This is a genomic window from Andreprevotia lacus DSM 23236 (assembly GCF_900176275.1).
In the GTDB taxonomy this organism is placed as follows: Bacteria; Pseudomonadota; Gammaproteobacteria; order Burkholderiales; family Chitinibacteraceae; genus Andreprevotia; species Andreprevotia lacus.
Genome location: NZ_FWXD01000006.1, coordinates 126,755 through 141,327 on the forward strand (window position 1 = coordinate 126,755; position 14,573 = coordinate 141,327).

Consider the following 14,573-nt stretch of genomic DNA (forward strand, 5'->3'; position numbering starts at 1 on the left):
ATGAGAAAGCCCGCGTTAGTGGGCTTTTTTGTCGGAGCGGCCCATCAGCCGTGCAGTTTTACCAGCTCGTTTTCGACCAGCTCATCCAGCAGAAAACCGAAATCCTGTGCCGCCGAGCCATTGGGCTCGATGTCGAAGACATTGCTCTGCCCGATTACGGCTGCCTCGAACGATTCACTGTAGCGTATGCGGGTCTTGAGCACTTCGTTGTAGAAATGGCGCTGCATCTGCTTGAGCACGGCTTCGGACGCCACGCTGCCCGGCGTATGGCGGTTGAGCAGATAGCGACGCTGCTTGCGCTCGTCGAGCTTTTCCAGCCCCAGCAGGGTGCGCTCGGTCATGGCTGCGCCGTTCAAGGCCAGTGTTTCCGGCGCCACGGGCACCAGAATCAGGTCGGCAGCCAGCAGGGCGGCAAAGCTCAGTACGCCCAGCATGGGGCCGCAGTCGATCAGAATGGGTGTAGAGCCGGCCAGCATCTCGGCAGTCAGGCCCAGCTTGAGGCGCCAGATATGATCGCGGTGGCGGGTGATCTGTGCATCGACCTTGGAGAGTTCCAGGTGCGACGGCACGAAGTGGATGCCGTTATCGAGTGCAACCGCCAGTTCCGACAGCGGCAGCACGCCACGGAAGAACTCGTGCACACTGTGGCGGGGTTTCTGCACCTGCTGACTGAAGCCCCAGTAGTGCGACAGGTGGGCCTGCGGGTCCAGATCGATGACGAAGGGCGCGTGGCCATTTTGTGCCATTGCGGCCGCCAGGTTTGCGGTGACTGTGGTCTTGCCGACGCCGCCTTTCTGGTTGAATACCGCAATTACCGTCATGCTCTTGTGCCCATCCTGTTCTCCCGTGCCGGATGGTACAGCAGGCGAGCGGGTGCGGGTATCGCTTTGCGCCGTCCGACAGCTGACAGGCCGTCGAGCTTGCATGAGAAAAATGCGCTAACCATGTGGCCCGTTTGGGTTTTATCCCAGTAGCGACTGTTGCACGAAGGTGACGCTCCCGATGGACGGCAGATGATGCCGGCGTGTGCCCCGGAATTCGTTCGATGTGTCAATCAGGTAGCCGATAACATTCCGCATGCAATGCATGCGGAATGTTATTCAAGATATTGATATCAAAGAACTTCTGCGGCGTGATCGGCCAGGCGAGAGCGCTCGCCGCGCTGCAAGGTAACGTGGCCGCCGTGCGCCCAGCCCTTGAAGCGATCAACCACGAAAGTCAGGCCCGACGAACCTTCGGTGAGGTAGGGCGTATCGATCTGGCTGATGTTGCCGAGGCACACCACCTTGGTGCCGGGGCCGGCACGGGTGATCAGTGTCTTCATCTGCTTGGGGGTCAGGTTCTGCGCCTCGTCGATGATGAGGAACTTGTTGAGGAAGGTGCGCCCGCGCATGAAGTTGAGTGACTTCACCTTGATCCTGGAGCGGATCAGGTCACGCGTTGCGGCACGGCCCCAGTCTCCAGCCTCGGCATCGGTCTGGTTGAGCACGTCGAGGTTGTCTTCCAGCGCGCCCATCCAGGGCTGCATTTTTTCCTCTTCGGTGCCGGGCAGGAAGCCGATGTCTTCGCCCACCGGCACGGTCACGCGGGTCATGATGATCTCGGTGTAGATCTTCGATTCCAGCGTTTGTACCAGCCCGGCTGCCAGCGTGAGCAAGGTCTTGCCGGTGCCGGCCTGGCCCAGCAGTGACACAAAGTCGATATCCGGGTTCATCAGCAGGTTGAGCGCAAAGTTCTGCTCGCGGTTGCGTGCCGTCACGCCCCAGATGGCGTTCTTGCTGTGGCTGTAGTCCTTCAGGCTCTCAAACGTGGCGCTCTTGCCCTCGACCTGGGTCACGCGGGCGGCAAACGGTTCGCCGTTCTGATAGAGCAACTGGTTCAGGTGCAGGTCGGGACAGTCCGGACCTTTCACGCGCCAGTAGCTCTTGCCGCCTTCCTGCCAGCTTTGCAGGTCCTTGCCGTTGCGCTCCCAGAACGCCTGGTCGATCTCGCGGATGCCGGTGTAGAGCAGGTCGGTGTCTTCCAGCACCTTGTCGTTGAAGTAGTCTTCAGCCGACAGGCCCATGGCACGCGCCTTGATGCGCATATTGATGTCTTTCGACACCAGGATGACCTGGCGCTTGGGCTGCATCTGCTGCAGGTGGTGCAGCACGCCCAGGATCTGGTTGTCGGCCTTGCCCATCGGCAATTGCGACGGCAGTACGCTGGTGATGGCCTCGGTCTGCAGGAACAGACGACCAGTGGCCTGGCCCTTGCTGGGGGCCTCCAGCGCCACGCCTTCATAGAGATCCAGTTCGCGCCCGGCGATCAGTTCTTCGATGAAGCGGCTGGTCTGCCGTGCATTACGGGCAACTTCGGTCATGCCCTTCTTGTTGTTGTCGAGCTCTTCCAGCGTCATCATCGGCAGGAAGAGATCGTGTTCCTCGAAGCGGAAAATCGAGGTCGGATCGTGCATCAATACATTGGTATCCAGCACAAACAGCTTGCTTTCCTTGCGGGAGGATTTGCGGGCGGCCATGAGCATACTCCTGGTTGTTGGCGGGATATCCGTGCGCGAGGCGGGCTCGCGACATGAAAAAAGCGGCCATGCGGCCGCTTTCTCATTTCATTGTCTGTACGAAGCTCAGGACTTCATCCACGTGGCCCGGCACCTTTACGCCGCGCCACTCCTTGACGATCTTGCCCTCCTTGTCGACGACAAAAGTGCTGCGTTCGATACCACGTACCTGCTTGCCATACATGTTCTTCAGCTTCATCACGCCGAAGGCCTCGCACAGCGTTTCATCCGGGTCGCTGATCAGCTCAAACGGAAAACATTGCTTGGCCTTGAAGTTTTCGTGCGATTTCACGCCGTCACGGCTCACGCCGAAGATTTTCACGCCCGCAGCAGCAAATCCGGCTTCCTTGAGGCGGAAGTCGTTGCCCTCGGTGGTGCAACCGGGGGTGCTGTCCTTGGGGTAGAAGTAGATAACGAAAGCCTGGCCTTTCAGTTGTTGCGGGTCAAAGGTCTGACCGCTGGTCATCGGCAACGAAACTGCCGGGAAGGGTTGGTTGAGCATTGCGGGCGATTACTCCAGATGTGCGCCTTCGCTTTGATTCTCGGCAAATGTGCCGCTCTCGGCAAGGTGCTTGTACAATACGCGGCAAATTTTGAAATTGGTGTGACATCGATGAGTATCAAGAGCGACCGCTGGATACGCCGCATGGCAGAGCAACACGGCATGATCGAACCGTTCGAGCCGGGCCAGGTGCGTTACGTGAACGAGCAGAAGATTGTCTCTTATGGCACATCCAGCTACGGCTACGACATTCGCTGCGCGGACGAATTCAAGGTTTTCACCAACCTCAATTCGACCATTGTCGACCCGAAGAACTTCGATGAAAACAGCTTTGTCGATGTTTCCGGCAAGGGCTACTGCATCATTCCGCCCAACTCGTTCGCGCTGGCGCGCACGGTGGAGTACTTCCGCATTCCGCGCAATGCGCTGACGGTGTGTCTGGGCAAGTCCACCTATGCGCGCTGCGGCATCATCGTCAATGTGACGCCGTTCGAGCCGGAATGGGAAGGCTATGTGACGTTGGAATTTTCCAACACCACGCCGCTTCCGGCCAAAATTTACGCTAACGAAGGCGTGGCGCAGGTGCTGTTCTTCGAGGCGGACGAGGACGACGTCTGTGAAACCAGCTACCGCGACCGTGGTGGCAAGTATCAAGGCCAGGTGGGCGTGACACTGCCCAAAACCTGATGATTCCGCCAGCGAGAAGAAAGGCCGCTTTTGCGGCCTTTCTTGTGGCCCGGCAGGATCAGGCGCTCTTGATGACTTTGGTGCCGGCGATCAAATCGTGCAGGCAGCGACGATCCTCGCGGAAAATGAAACATACATCCACCAGCCCCAGCAGATTGCCGACAAAGGGCACCAACCTGATCAGGAATACGGGCAAGTAACGTTTGACCAGCAGGGTGAGCAGCGACGGCTTTGCGCCATCCGTGGTGACGATAGCGATTTTTAGCAGCTTTTTGCCGATGGTCTGGCCGTTTTTATGCAAAAAATAAGTATGCACCAGTAGAAAACTGGCTAGCCCCCAAGCCATGCCCTTGACTGCGAAGAAGTAGTCGACCTGCCCACCATGGCTGAGTACCTCGAAAAAGCCAGTCATGGCCCAGAACGGCACTGCCAGTACGATGGCAATCAACCCATCGATGAATGAGGCGCCGAAGCGCTGGCCAAGCGTTGCCAGCTCGCCAACGAGTTGCGGTTGATTCAGGTCGGCTGCCGTTGCGGCATAGGGATTGGGCGAGGTCATCGTGTCTCCTGTAAATAAATTTGTCAGATTGATGAAAAAGACAGGCAAGACAATGATAGGGCACCGCTGATCTGCAGGGAACACCCTAAGGGCAAAGTCGTGCGGCCGGAGTAAAGTAGCGGTTTGCCGATTTTGCCCGGGAGTATCCATGAGCTACGTTGCCGCACCTGATCGTTACGAATCCATGCAGTACCGCTTTTGCGGCAAGAGCGGCCTGCAGCTGCCGCTGCTCTCGCTGGGCATGTGGCACAACTTTGGCGATACGGTGCCGCTGGCGCGACAGCGCGAGATGCTGCACACCGCGTTTGATCTGGGCATTACCCATTTCGATCTCGCCAACAACTACGGGGTACCGTTTGGCAGTGCCGAGGCCAACTTTGGCCGCATCCTTGCTACTGATTTCAAGCCCTACCGCGATGAGCTGATCATCTCGACCAAGGCTGGCTGGGACATGTGGCCGGGGCCGTACGGGCAGGGCGGTGGCTCGCGCAAATATGTACTGGCCAGCCTGGATCAGAGCCTGCAGCGGCTGGGCCTCGATTACGTCGACATTTTCTATTCGCACCGCTTTGACCCGGATACGCCGCTGGAAGAAACCGCCGGCGCGCTGGCCACTGCCGTGCAGCAGGGCAAGGCGCTGTATGTGGGTATTTCGTCCTATTCGCCGGGCAAAACGCGCGAAATGATCGCGCTGCTGCGCGAATACAAGGTGCCACTGCTGATTCACCAGCCGTCCTACAACATGCTCAATCGCTGGATTGAGGGCGAGTTGCTGGGTACGCTGGAACAGCAGGGCGTGGGGTGCATCACCTTTACCGCGCTGGCGCAGGGTCTGCTGTCGGACAAGTATCTGGCCGGCATTCCGGCCAGCGCCCGCATCAACCAGCCAGGTGGCGGTTCGCTGCAGAAAAGCCACCTCAACGACGACAACATTGCCCGCGTGCGTGCGCTGAACCAGATTGCACAACGCCGTGGCCAGACGCTGGCGCAAATGGCGCTGGCCTGGGTGTTGCGCAACCCAAGCGTGACCACCACGCTGATCGGCGCCAGCAGCGCCGAGCAAATCCGAGAGAACGTGGCCGCGCTGCAGAACCTGCACTTTTCTGCCGAAGAGCTGCATGAAATCGACCAGTACGCGGTCGAAGCCGGCATCAACCTGTGGGAAAAACCGTCCACCGACCAGCACATCTGATGGGCTGATCGAACGGAGCAGAACGGGTGGCCTGTGCCACCCGTTTTTGCTGGGCAGGCCCCATCCTGCCTTGGCCGCTCTGATAGAATGGCGGTTTGTTTGCCGACTGATCCCGCGAGATCCATTCCCGATGCTGACGCTGCACAACACGCTCACCCGCAAGAAAGAAGTTTTCCAACCCATCGAGCCGGGCAAGATCCGTCTCTATGTTTGCGGCATGACGGTGTACGACTTCTGTCACATTGGCCACGCGCGCATGGTGACGGCATTCGACGTGATCTATCGCTGGCTGTTGCAGTCGGGTTACGACGTGACTTTCGTGCGCAACATTACCGATATCGACGACAAGATCATCAAGCGCGCTGCCGAGAATGGCGAGGGTATTGATGCGCTGACCAATCGCTATATCGATGCGATGAACGCGGACTTCGTGCAGCTCAACCTGCTCAAGCCTACGCACGAGCCTCGCGCCACTGCGCATGTGGGCGGCATGGTCACGCTGATCGAGCAGCTGATTGCCAAGGGCCGTGCCTATGCGGCCGACAATGGCGACGTGTATTACGCCGTGCATGCCTTCCCCGGCTACGGCAAGCTGTCGGGCAAGTCGCTGGATGATCTGCGTGCCGGCGAGCGCGTCAGCGTGGACGTGTACAAGCGCGATCCGCTCGACTTCGTGCTGTGGAAATCGGCCAAGCCGGGCGAGCCGTCCTGGCCGTCGCCGTGGGGCGAGGGGCGCCCGGGCTGGCATATCGAGTGCTCGGTGATGAGCGAGCACCATCTGGGCAGCCATTTCGACATACACGGCGGTGGCGAGGATCTGCAATTCCCGCACCACGAGAACGAAATCGCCCAGTCCGAAGGCGCGCACGACCATGCCTACGTGAACTACTGGCTGCACAATGGTTTCATCCAGGTGGATGGCGAGAAGATGAGCAAGTCGCTCGGCAACTTCTTCACCATCCGCGACGTGCTGCAGCACTTCGAGGGCGAGGTGATCCGCTTCTTCATCCTGCGCAGTCACTACCGCAGCCCGGTCAACTTTGCCGACAGCCTGCTCAATGAGGCCCGCCAGGGGCTGACGCGCTTGTACACCGCCTTGCGCGGCCTTGAACTGGCGCCCGACCAGGGCATCAAGTGGGATGAGCCGCATGCGGCACGCTTCAAGGCGGCGATGGATGATGACTTCGGTACGTCCGAAGCCGTGGCCATCCTGTTCGAGCTGGCAGGTGAGGTGAACAAGACGCGCGACCCCAAGCTGGGCCGCACGCTCAAGCAGCTGGCCAGCGTGCTGGGCCTGCTGGAAAAAGACCCGGAAGCCTTCCTGCAGGGCGGGGTGAACGAAGGTGACTGGACTGCTGAACGCATCGAGGCTGCCATTGCCGCGCGCAAGGCTGCACGTGCAGGCAAAAACTTTGCCGAATCTGACCGCATCCGCGACGAGCTGACCGCGGCCGGCATCGTGCTGGAAGACAGCGCGGCTGGCACGACCTGGCGCAGAAGCTGACTGCAGCCCGCTTGAGCAGGCCCATGAAAAAGACCGCAAATTGCGGTCTTTTTTGTATGCAACGCCTTGGTGCATGCGGGCTGGCGGCGGGTTGCCGCCATGATTGCCGCCGCACGTACATTTAGTAAGGCTTGCCCTGCTGATTAGCGGTGCGGGCGACTATAGTATGTCGATGGAGGCGCAGAATTGACCACGTTGAACAACCGTTTCGAAGTCAGGAAAACGCTGGGGCAGGGTGCGCAGGGTACGGTGTACCTGGGGCACGACTTACAGCTGGACCGACCTGTTGCGCTCAAGGCACTCAAACCGAATAGCGGTGTGCTGGGCAGCGACGAGATACGGCTGTCCAGCCGGCTACAGCACCCGAATATCGTCACGCTTTACGACGCATTCCCGGGCGAAAGCCAGCCCTGGCTGGTATTCGAGTTCGTCGATGGAGAAACGCTGGCGCAGCGCCTGAAGCGCGATGGTGCCATGCCACCGGTGAAGGCGGTGGAAACCATGATCGCCGTGCTGGACGGTGTGTCCTATGCGCACGAGCACGGCGTATTGCACCGCGACATCAAGCCGCAGAACATCATGCTTGATGCGCAAAACCGGCCGCGCATCACCGATTTCGGCATTGCCGTACAACGCGGCAGCGAGGCCGCCAGCCAGATGGCCGGCACGGTGGGCTATATGGCGCCGGAAATGCTGAAAAACCTGCCGGTGGATACCCAGGCCGATATTTTCGCCGTCGGCATGACGCTCTATCAATGCCTGACCGGCAAGATGGCTGCTACTGGGGAGTCGGTCTACGCCATCCTGCACCGCGTGGCCAACGAACCCTTCGTGCCCCCGTCCAGCATCCAGAGTGGCATTGATGAAAAGCTCGACCATCTGGTGATGGTGGCGCTGTTCAAGGATCCGAAAGAGCGCTACGCCGATGCGGCTGCAATGGCCACCGCGCTGCGCGAGTGGCTGGGCACGCAGTCCGGCAAAAGTGAAGATGGCAGTAGTCCCGGCAAGAGCACCATCGATTTCCTGCTGCGGCGCATGCGCCATACCGAGGATTTTCCGGCACTGTCGCAAGCCATCAGCGCCATCAACCAGATCAACGAAAGCGATACCGAGCGGTTGCAGGTGCTGTCGGATGTGGTGCTGAATGATTTTTCGCTCACCAACAAGCTGCTGCGCATTGTTAATTCGGCGACCTACAGCCAGTTTGGCGGCACTATCAGCACCATCTCGCGTGCCATTGTCATCCTGGGCTTCGATACCATCCGCAATCTGGCCATCACCTTGCTGCTGTTCGAGCACATGCACAACAAGGACCAGGCCGAAACCTTGCGCGATGCCACGCTGCAATCGTTTTTCGGCGGCGTGCTGGCGCGCGAGCTGGGCCGCAAGAGTGGTGCGCGCGACATCGAGGAAACGCTCATCTGCGGCATGTTCAACCATTTGGGCAAGCTGCTGACCATCTACTACTTCCACGAAGAAAGCGTGCAGATCGACCGGCGCGTGCAGCAGGGCGCGACCGAACAGCAGGCGGCCATTGCGGTGCTGGGGCTGGACTATGCCGAGCTGGGCATCGGGGTGACGCGGCACTGGGGTTTTCCGGATCGCATCGTCAACAGCATGCACGCTTTGCCCGAGGGCGTGGTGAAGTCGCCGCAAAACCAGATGGACAGGCTGAAGCTTTATGCCAACCTCAGTGCGGAGCTGTTGCCGCTATTGTCACTGCCGCCCAAGGGGCTGTATCGGGGGGTGGCAAAGCTTGCCGACCGCTATGGCACGGCCAGCGGCATGTCCGAGCGCCAACTGGCCGAGATGCTGGAATCGACGCGTGATCTGTTTTTGTCGCACCTGAGCGATCTGGGTATTGACCATCGCGGCAGTGATTTCATTCGTGATCTGCGCAAGATGGGCAAGGCGGCCACGCCGGGTGAAGAGACCGAGGCCGATACGCTGGACGGCGCACGGCTGGAAACCGAACTGGCCGCCAGTGCGCAAGCAACAGCGTTGCTTGCTGCGGGTATCCAGGACATCACCAACACGCTTGTATCCTCGTTCAAGCTTAACGACCTGCTGCGCATGATTCTGGAAACCATGTATCGCGGCATGGGTTTCGAGCGCGTGCTGTTGTGCACACGTGACCCCAAGAGCAATGCGCTGGTCGGGCGCTTTGGTTTCGGGCCGGACATCAGCGAGATACTGCCGGGTTTTTCCATCGAAACCGGCAAGGTCAACGATGTATTCCAGGTAGCGCTGCAACGCAATGCCGATATCCTGATCGAGGACATCGATGCGGACAGCATCTGCGAGCGCGTGCCGGTGTGGTATCGCCGGCTGGTGCCGGCGCAGACTTTCATCGTGCTGCCGCTGGTGCTCGACAAGCGCGTGATCGGCATGTTCTACGCCGACCGCGCCAAGGCGGGCAGCCTGAAAATCGGCAACGACGAGCTCAACCTGCTCAAGACCCTGCGCAATCAGGGTTTGCTGGCCATCCGGCAGAAGCAATCTGGCGGTTGAGCGTCGCCAGTCTCCTTTCTTTTATTCCGTGAACGCGATGCGCGCAAACTCGCCTATTGCATGGGCGAGCTGTGCTGCTGCCCGCGTTTGCTGTGCCCAGTGATGCCAGAACAGCGGCACGAGCTGGGCTGGGCCGAGTACCCCCAGCTGGCCACCTGCCAGTGCTGCTTGTACTTGCGGCGCAGGGGCCAGCACATAAGCGGCTCCGGCAAGGGCGGCCGCGAAGAGCGCATTGGAATCAGGGATGGTGTGACAAGGGTAACTGCCCTCAGCCAGGCTGAATTGCTCACGCAACCAGCGACGGTGCAGACTGTCGCGATGGCCGAATACGGCGGCCGGGGCTTGGGTCAGTGTCTGCGTGCTCAGGCCATCTGCAAACCATCGGGCAGCAAATTCCGGCGTGGCAACCGGCAGATAACCGAGCGTGCCCAGCGGCATCACGCCACAGCCCGCCACCGGCTGGGACTGCGTGGCAATGCAGCCGAGGACCGCGCCGCTGCGCAGCAGATCCAGGGTATAGGCTTCGTCATCGACCACGCAATCGAGCAGCAATCGCGCTTGCGCAAGCACCGGTGCGATGGCCGCAATCAGGCCGACGGCCAGGCTGTCGGCATTCACGCCGATGGGTAGCGTACTCCAGTGCGTATCGTTGCTGGCTTGCTCGGCATGCAGGGCGGCCTCCAGCTGGCGCACCTGTCGCACATGCGCCAGCAGCCGCTCGCCGGCTGCCGTGGGGCACACCGGATCACGTGCCAGCAGCACGCAGCCGTGGCGTTCTTCCAGCTGGCGTATGCGTTGCGATACGGCGGACTGAGTGAGGTTGAGGCGGCGTGCCGCGCCTTCGAAACTGCCGGCAACGGCCACCATTTCCAGCGCCTCAAGCAATTTGTAATCAAGCATGGACAGGATAGCGGGGCACAATGCTCCTGTTTTACCATGCCCTTGCCGGTGGGGCGACTGGCATGTGCCGGATGCCGCTGCCGGGAGCATGCCCCGGCAGCAGGCGAGCCCCGTTTACTTCAGGTCGTCAATCGAGGCACCAAAGTTGATATGGTAGGCCGCGCCGTCCAGCACCAGTGCCGGCACTGACTTGACCCCGGCCTTGATTGCATCGGTCAGGCGCGATTTGTCGGTGCCCAGATGCACGGTTTCCAGTTTGTAGCGCTGCTGGTCGAGCGCCAGTGCGACGTTCTGTTCGGCATCGAGGCAAACCGGGCAACCGGCGTGGTAGAAAATGGCTTTGCTGCTCATGATGTGTCTCCAGAGTGGTTTGGGCCGCACCGTGCGGTGGGCACAGCGCCAATCTAGAGCCGCCCGGCGGGGCTGCACAGCGGGCACTTTTCGGTGGGGTAGGCACTTAAAGGGGTAAATTGCCGTTGGACAAGGAAAAGAAAATTTCGTCGTCCACACGTCGTTCCGACTATCAGAAGCTGGAAGACGTGGTGGGCTGCAAATGGTCGGTGTCGGTGCTGCTGGGCATTGCCGCCGGCGTCAACCGGCCGGGCGCGCTGGAGCGCCATATCGACGGCATCTCCACCAAGGTCTTGAGCGAGCGCTTGCGCAAGCTCGAGGCCTACGGCCTGATCGACAAGGTCAGCTATCCCGAGGTGCCGCCGCGCACTGAATATCATCTGACCCCGGCCGGCGCGCGGCTGGTGGTCATCATCGGCCAGATTCATGCACTGGATGAGGCGCTGGCAGGCGAGGCTGATTAGCTGCGCTGATGGCGCATCAATATTGATTGTTTTACCGCAGGGCTGCCTTCTGTTCAAATGCCGGGCATTGAATGGATATTGCACAGGATAAAACCATGAAGCCCGTGAACGGCCCGCAGCTTGTCGCCATCGCCCGCCAGTACGGCACCCCTTGCTGGGTGTATGACACAGCGGTCATCCGCGAGCGCATTGCGCAGCTCAAGCAGTTCGATGTGATCCGCTTTGCGCAGAAAGCCAATTCCAACACCCACATCCTGCGCCTGATGCGTGAACAGGGCGTGAAGGTGGATTCGGTCTCGCTGGGCGAGATCGAGCGCGCACTGGTGGCTGGTTACACCACCGGCGGTGCGCATGCCGATATCGTGTTCACTGCCGATCTGCTCGACCATGCCACCCTGGCGCGCGTGGCCGAGCTGAAGGTGCCGGTGAATGCGGGCAGCCCGCAAATGCTGCAACAGCTGGGTGAAGTCAGCCCCGGCCACCCGGTATGGCTGCGCATCAACCCCGGCTTTGGTCACGGCCACAGCCAGAAGACCAATACCGGAGGCGAATCGAGCAAGCACGGTATCTGGCACGAGCAGCTGGCCGAAGCCTACGCGCTGATCGATCAATACAAGCTTGATCTGGTCGGCCTGCACATGCACATCGGCTCGGGTGTCGACTACACCCACCTTGCCAATGTCTGCGATTCCATGGTGGCGCAAGTGAAGGCATCGGGTCGTGATATCCGTGCCATTTCGGCAGGTGGTGGCTTGTCGATTCCGTATCGCGTTGGTGGCGAGCGCATCGATACCGCGCACTATTTCAGCCTGTGGGACAAGGCGCGCAAGGAAGTCGAAGCGCATCTGGGCCATCCGGTAACGCTGGAGATCGAACCGGGCCGCTTCCTGGTGGCCGAGTCGGGCAAGCTGGTGGCCGAAGTGCGTGCACGCAAGGATGCGGGCAACAACCATTTCGTGCTGTGCGATGCCGGTTTCAACGACCTGATGCGCCCGGCCATGTATGGCAGCTATCACGAGGTGTCGGTGCTGGACGCCGCTGGTGCCGACAAGACGGCTGGCGTTCGTCCGACCGTGATCGCCGGCCCGCTGTGCGAATCGGGCGACGTGTTCACCCAGGAAGAGGGTGGCACGCTCACTCCGCGCGATCTGCCGGCTGCCGACGTCAGTGATTTCCTCGTATTCCACGATGGCGGCGCCTACGGCGCGAGCATGAGCAGCAACTACAACACCCGTCCGCTGATTCCTGAGGTGCTGGTAGATGGTGAGCAGGCTCGCTTGATCCGCCGTCGTCAGACCGTGGCCGAATTACTGGCGCTGGAAAACGTCTGATCTGCTGCCGTTTACGGCTGCTACACTGAAACCCGCCGCGCAACGGCGGGTTTTTCATGCCCGCTATCCGCTCAGTTTTTGCCCAGGAGAACGCCATGCCCACCGTCCATGTTTACATCGCCCCCGGCTTTGAAGAGGTCGAGCTGATTACCATCGTCGACGTGTTGCGCCGGGCCGGCATCGAGACCACCTTGGTGGCGCTGGATGAGCAACTGGCCGTGCGTGGCGCACACGATATCGTGGTGCAGGCCGATGCTGGCTTTGCTGCAGTGGCCGAGCTGCAGGCTGATGCGATCGTGTTGCCGGGTGGTGGGCCGGGCACCCAGGCACTGGGGGACTGCCTCCCCTTGCATGAACGGCTGCGTGCGCAGGCGGCGGCTGGCCGGCGCGTGGCGGCAATTTGCGCAGCACCGACGGTGCTGGCCAAGGCGGGGGTGTTGCAGGGGCGAGAGGCGACGTGCTTTCCGGGGCTGGAGCAGGTACTGGCCGAGCATGGTGCCAAGGTCAGCAACTATCAGGTGGTGACCGATGACATCGTCACCACGTCACGCGGGCCGGCAACGGCGGGGCTGTTCGGTATCGAGCTGGCGCGCCTTCTGGTAGGGCACGACAAGGCGCTGGCGGTAGGCCGCGCCATGCTCTTTCTGTAATCGCTCAGGCGGCCTTGGCGGGCGGCAGATCAAACACCAGCAAGGTCGAGGTGGCTGATGCGTAGACGGTGCCGGCGGCGTCGACAATGCGCCCTTCGGTAAACGCCACGCGCTTGCCAACGGTAATGACCTTGGCCTCGGCGCGGATCGGGCCGGTTTCAGCCGTCATCGCCTTGTGATACGCCACCTTGAGTTCCAGCGAGGTATAGCCCTGCACGGCACTCAAGGTGGAATGCACGGCACAGCCGCAGGCCGAGTCGAGCAGGGTGGCCGCGTAGCCGCCATGTATGGTGCCCAGCGGGTTGTAGGCATGCGGCCCCGGTGTGGCGGCAAAGACCGCCCGGCCGGTGTCGATTTCCACCAGATTGAAATCCAGCGTGTCGGCAATCGGTGGGCGCCGCCCGGTGGCGATCAGGGCCTGCAACTGTGCAAGGCCACTCAGCTTGCCCAGGCTTTCCTGCAATACATTCATCGTGCGGCTCAGCGCAGTACGGCAGGGGTGGACAGGCCGGGGCGGGCCAGCTCGTAAACTGTTTTGCCACGCAGCTTGAACAGGTCGGCCGCGTGATAGAGGTTCTCCGAGTGGCCGACATAGAGCAGTCCCTCGGGTTTGAGCAACGGCGCAAAGCGCTGCAGGATCTTGAGCTGCGTCGGTTTGTCGAAATAAATCATCACGTTGCGACAAAAAATCGCATCGAAGGGGCCGCGTATCATCCAGTCTGGCGCGATGAGGTTGAGCTTGCGGAACACGATCATGTCGCGCAGTTCCTGAACGAGCTGGTATTTGCCGGTGGGGTGCTTGGTGAAGAAGCGCTTCACGCGGGTTGCGCCCAGCTTGTCGACCTCTTCGGCGGCATAGATGCCGGCCTTGGCGACTTCCAGCACATTGGTGTCGAGGTCGGTTGCAATGATCTTGACCGGCGGGCGCAAGGAATCGAATGCTTCGCAGGCGGTAATCGCCAGCGAGTAGGGCTCTTCGCCGGTGCTGGAGGCTGAGCACCAAAGGTTGAGCGTGCCGGCCTGGCGATTGGCCTTCAGATAATCGCCCAGAATCTCGAAGTGGTGCGCTTCGCGGAAAAAGGAGGTCAGGTTGGTGGTAAGCGAGTTGGTAAACAACTCCATTTCCCGATGGTCGCCTCGCTCCAGCACCTTGAGGTAATCACCGAAAGTCTTGAGGTTGAGCGCCCGCAGCCGTTTCGCCAGACGACCGTACACCATGTCGTGTTTGGCAGGCGAGAGCGCGATGCCGGCGTAGTCGTAGATCAGCTTGCGGATTTTCTCGAAATCCTGCTGGTTGAAATCGAATTCGCGGGTTGGCGGTGTGAGCATGTTTGGTATTCCGGGCAAGCGGTGCCTCTCTCGTTC

Annotated in this window: 15 protein-coding genes; 7 read left to right on the plus strand and 8 right to left on the minus strand. The window is 60.6% G+C overall.

What is annotated here, in order from left to right:
• Positions 1-44: 44 nt before the first annotated feature.
• The 3 genes from B9A19_RS06670 to B9A19_RS06680 form a co-directional block, all read right to left on the minus strand.
• The gene (locus B9A19_RS06670; protein ID WP_176216818.1) at positions 45-821 is read right to left on the minus strand and encodes a ParA family protein; all 777 of its coding nucleotides are present in this window, start codon (positions 819-821) and stop codon (positions 45-47) included.
• A gap of 293 nt (positions 822-1,114) precedes the next feature.
• Positions 1,115-2,518, minus strand: a complete 1,404-nt coding sequence (locus B9A19_RS06675) for a PhoH family protein (RefSeq protein WP_084090003.1) — start codon at positions 2,516-2,518, stop codon at positions 1,115-1,117.
• Between the two features lie 82 nt (positions 2,519-2,600).
• Entirely contained in the window at positions 2,601-3,059 is a 459-nt protein-coding gene (locus tag B9A19_RS06680; RefSeq protein ID WP_084090004.1) for a peroxiredoxin, read from the minus strand.
• A gap of 111 nt (positions 3,060-3,170) precedes the next feature.
• Between B9A19_RS06680 and dcd the strand changes: the two genes are divergently transcribed.
• Positions 3,171-3,746 (plus strand): dCTP deaminase, encoded by a 576-nt coding sequence (dcd, locus tag B9A19_RS06685; protein ID WP_084090071.1) that lies wholly within the window; start codon positions 3,171-3,173, stop codon positions 3,744-3,746.
• A 58-nt stretch (positions 3,747-3,804) separates the two neighbouring features.
• Here dcd and B9A19_RS06690 read toward each other — a convergent pair whose 3' ends face one another.
• On the minus strand, positions 3,805-4,455 hold the full coding sequence (locus tag B9A19_RS06690) for an RDD family protein (protein WP_084090005.1): 651 nt from the start codon (positions 4,453-4,455) through the stop codon (positions 3,805-3,807).
• Here B9A19_RS06690 and mgrA point away from each other — a divergent pair.
• The 3 genes from mgrA to B9A19_RS06705 all read left to right on the plus strand — a co-directional run bounded on the left by mgrA (position 4,454) and on the right by B9A19_RS06705 (position 9,512).
• Positions 4,454-5,497: an L-glyceraldehyde 3-phosphate reductase gene (mgrA, locus tag B9A19_RS06695; protein WP_084090006.1), complete on the plus strand. Its 1,044-nt coding sequence runs from the start codon at positions 4,454-4,456 to the stop codon at positions 5,495-5,497. The two genes, B9A19_RS06690 and mgrA, sit on opposite strands and share 2 nt — an antisense overlap.
• A 130-nt stretch (positions 5,498-5,627) precedes the next feature.
• Positions 5,628-7,001: a cysteine--tRNA ligase gene (cysS, locus tag B9A19_RS06700; protein ID WP_084090007.1), complete on the plus strand. Its 1,374-nt coding sequence runs from the start codon at positions 5,628-5,630 to the stop codon at positions 6,999-7,001.
• A 186-nt stretch (positions 7,002-7,187) separates the two neighbouring features.
• A complete protein-coding gene (locus B9A19_RS06705) occupies positions 7,188-9,512 on the plus strand; it encodes a protein kinase domain-containing protein (RefSeq protein WP_084090008.1) in 2,325 nt (774 codons plus the stop codon).
• A 21-nt stretch (positions 9,513-9,533) separates the two neighbouring features.
• Here B9A19_RS06705 and B9A19_RS06710 read toward each other — a convergent pair whose 3' ends face one another.
• Both B9A19_RS06710 and B9A19_RS06715 read right to left on the minus strand, forming a co-directional pair.
• On the minus strand, positions 9,534-10,412 hold the full coding sequence (locus tag B9A19_RS06710) for an ArgP/LysG family DNA-binding transcriptional regulator (RefSeq protein ID WP_176216819.1): 879 nt from the start codon (positions 10,410-10,412) through the stop codon (positions 9,534-9,536).
• 114 nt (positions 10,413-10,526) lie between these two features.
• Positions 10,527-10,763 (minus strand): thioredoxin family protein, encoded by a 237-nt coding sequence (locus B9A19_RS06715; protein WP_084090010.1) that lies wholly within the window; start codon positions 10,761-10,763, stop codon positions 10,527-10,529.
• Positions 10,764-10,882: 119 nt separating this feature from the next.
• On the opposite strand from B9A19_RS06715, the gene B9A19_RS06720 reads away from it, so the two are divergent.
• The 3 genes from B9A19_RS06720 to B9A19_RS06730 all read left to right on the plus strand — a co-directional run bounded on the left by B9A19_RS06720 (position 10,883) and on the right by B9A19_RS06730 (position 13,208).
• On the plus strand, positions 10,883-11,227 hold the full coding sequence (locus tag B9A19_RS06720; RefSeq protein WP_245804294.1) for a winged helix-turn-helix transcriptional regulator: 345 nt from the start codon (positions 10,883-10,885) through the stop codon (positions 11,225-11,227).
• Between the two features lie 95 nt (positions 11,228-11,322).
• Entirely contained in the window at positions 11,323-12,558 is a 1,236-nt protein-coding gene (lysA, locus tag B9A19_RS06725; RefSeq protein ID WP_084090072.1) for a diaminopimelate decarboxylase, read from the plus strand.
• A gap of 95 nt (positions 12,559-12,653) precedes the next feature.
• Positions 12,654-13,208: a DJ-1 family glyoxalase III gene (locus B9A19_RS06730; protein ID WP_176216820.1), complete on the plus strand. Its 555-nt coding sequence runs from the start codon at positions 12,654-12,656 to the stop codon at positions 13,206-13,208.
• Positions 13,209-13,212: 4 nt separating this feature from the next.
• Here the strand turns inward: B9A19_RS06730 and B9A19_RS06735 are convergent, their stop codons facing one another.
• Both B9A19_RS06735 and B9A19_RS06740 read right to left on the minus strand, forming a co-directional pair.
• A complete protein-coding gene (locus B9A19_RS06735) occupies positions 13,213-13,680 on the minus strand; it encodes a PaaI family thioesterase (protein WP_084090013.1) in 468 nt (155 codons plus the stop codon).
• Between the two features lie 8 nt (positions 13,681-13,688).
• A complete protein-coding gene (locus B9A19_RS06740) occupies positions 13,689-14,537 on the minus strand; it encodes a CheR family methyltransferase (RefSeq protein ID WP_084090014.1) in 849 nt (282 codons plus the stop codon).
• Between the last annotated feature and the right edge of the window lie 36 nt (positions 14,538-14,573).

Bases quoted from the DNA above. Each gene is read 5' to 3' on its own strand.
- B9A19_RS06680 (WP_084090004.1), bottom strand. From the start codon at position 3,059: ATGCTCAACCAACCCTTCCCGGCAGTTTCGTTGCCGATGACCAGCGGT.
- lysA (WP_084090072.1), top strand. From the start codon at position 11,323: ATGAAGCCCGTGAACGGCCCGCAGCTTGTCGCCATCGCCCGCCAGTAC.
- B9A19_RS06730 (WP_176216820.1), top strand. From the start codon at position 12,654: ATGCCCACCGTCCATGTTTACATCGCCCCCGGCTTTGAAGAGGTCGAG.
- B9A19_RS06675 (WP_084090003.1), bottom strand. From the start codon at position 2,518: ATGGCCGCCCGCAAATCCTCCCGCAAGGAAAGCAAGCTGTTTGTGCTG.
- B9A19_RS06740 (WP_084090014.1), bottom strand. From the start codon at position 14,537: ATGCTCACACCGCCAACCCGCGAATTCGATTTCAACCAGCAGGATTTC.
- B9A19_RS06735 (WP_084090013.1), bottom strand. From the start codon at position 13,680: ATGAATGTATTGCAGGAAAGCCTGGGCAAGCTGAGTGGCCTTGCACAG.
- mgrA (WP_084090006.1), top strand. From the start codon at position 4,454: ATGAGCTACGTTGCCGCACCTGATCGTTACGAATCCATGCAGTACCGC.
- B9A19_RS06670 (WP_176216818.1), bottom strand. From the start codon at position 821: ATGACGGTAATTGCGGTATTCAACCAGAAAGGCGGCGTCGGCAAGACC.
- cysS (WP_084090007.1), top strand. From the start codon at position 5,628: ATGCTGACGCTGCACAACACGCTCACCCGCAAGAAAGAAGTTTTCCAA.
- B9A19_RS06690 (WP_084090005.1), bottom strand. From the start codon at position 4,455: ATGGATACTCCCGGGCAAAATCGGCAAACCGCTACTTTACTCCGGCCG.
- B9A19_RS06710 (WP_176216819.1), bottom strand. From the start codon at position 10,412: ATGCTTGATTACAAATTGCTTGAGGCGCTGGAAATGGTGGCCGTTGCC.
- dcd (WP_084090071.1), top strand. From the start codon at position 3,171: ATGAGTATCAAGAGCGACCGCTGGATACGCCGCATGGCAGAGCAACAC.
- B9A19_RS06715 (WP_084090010.1), bottom strand. From the start codon at position 10,763: ATGAGCAGCAAAGCCATTTTCTACCACGCCGGTTGCCCGGTTTGCCTC.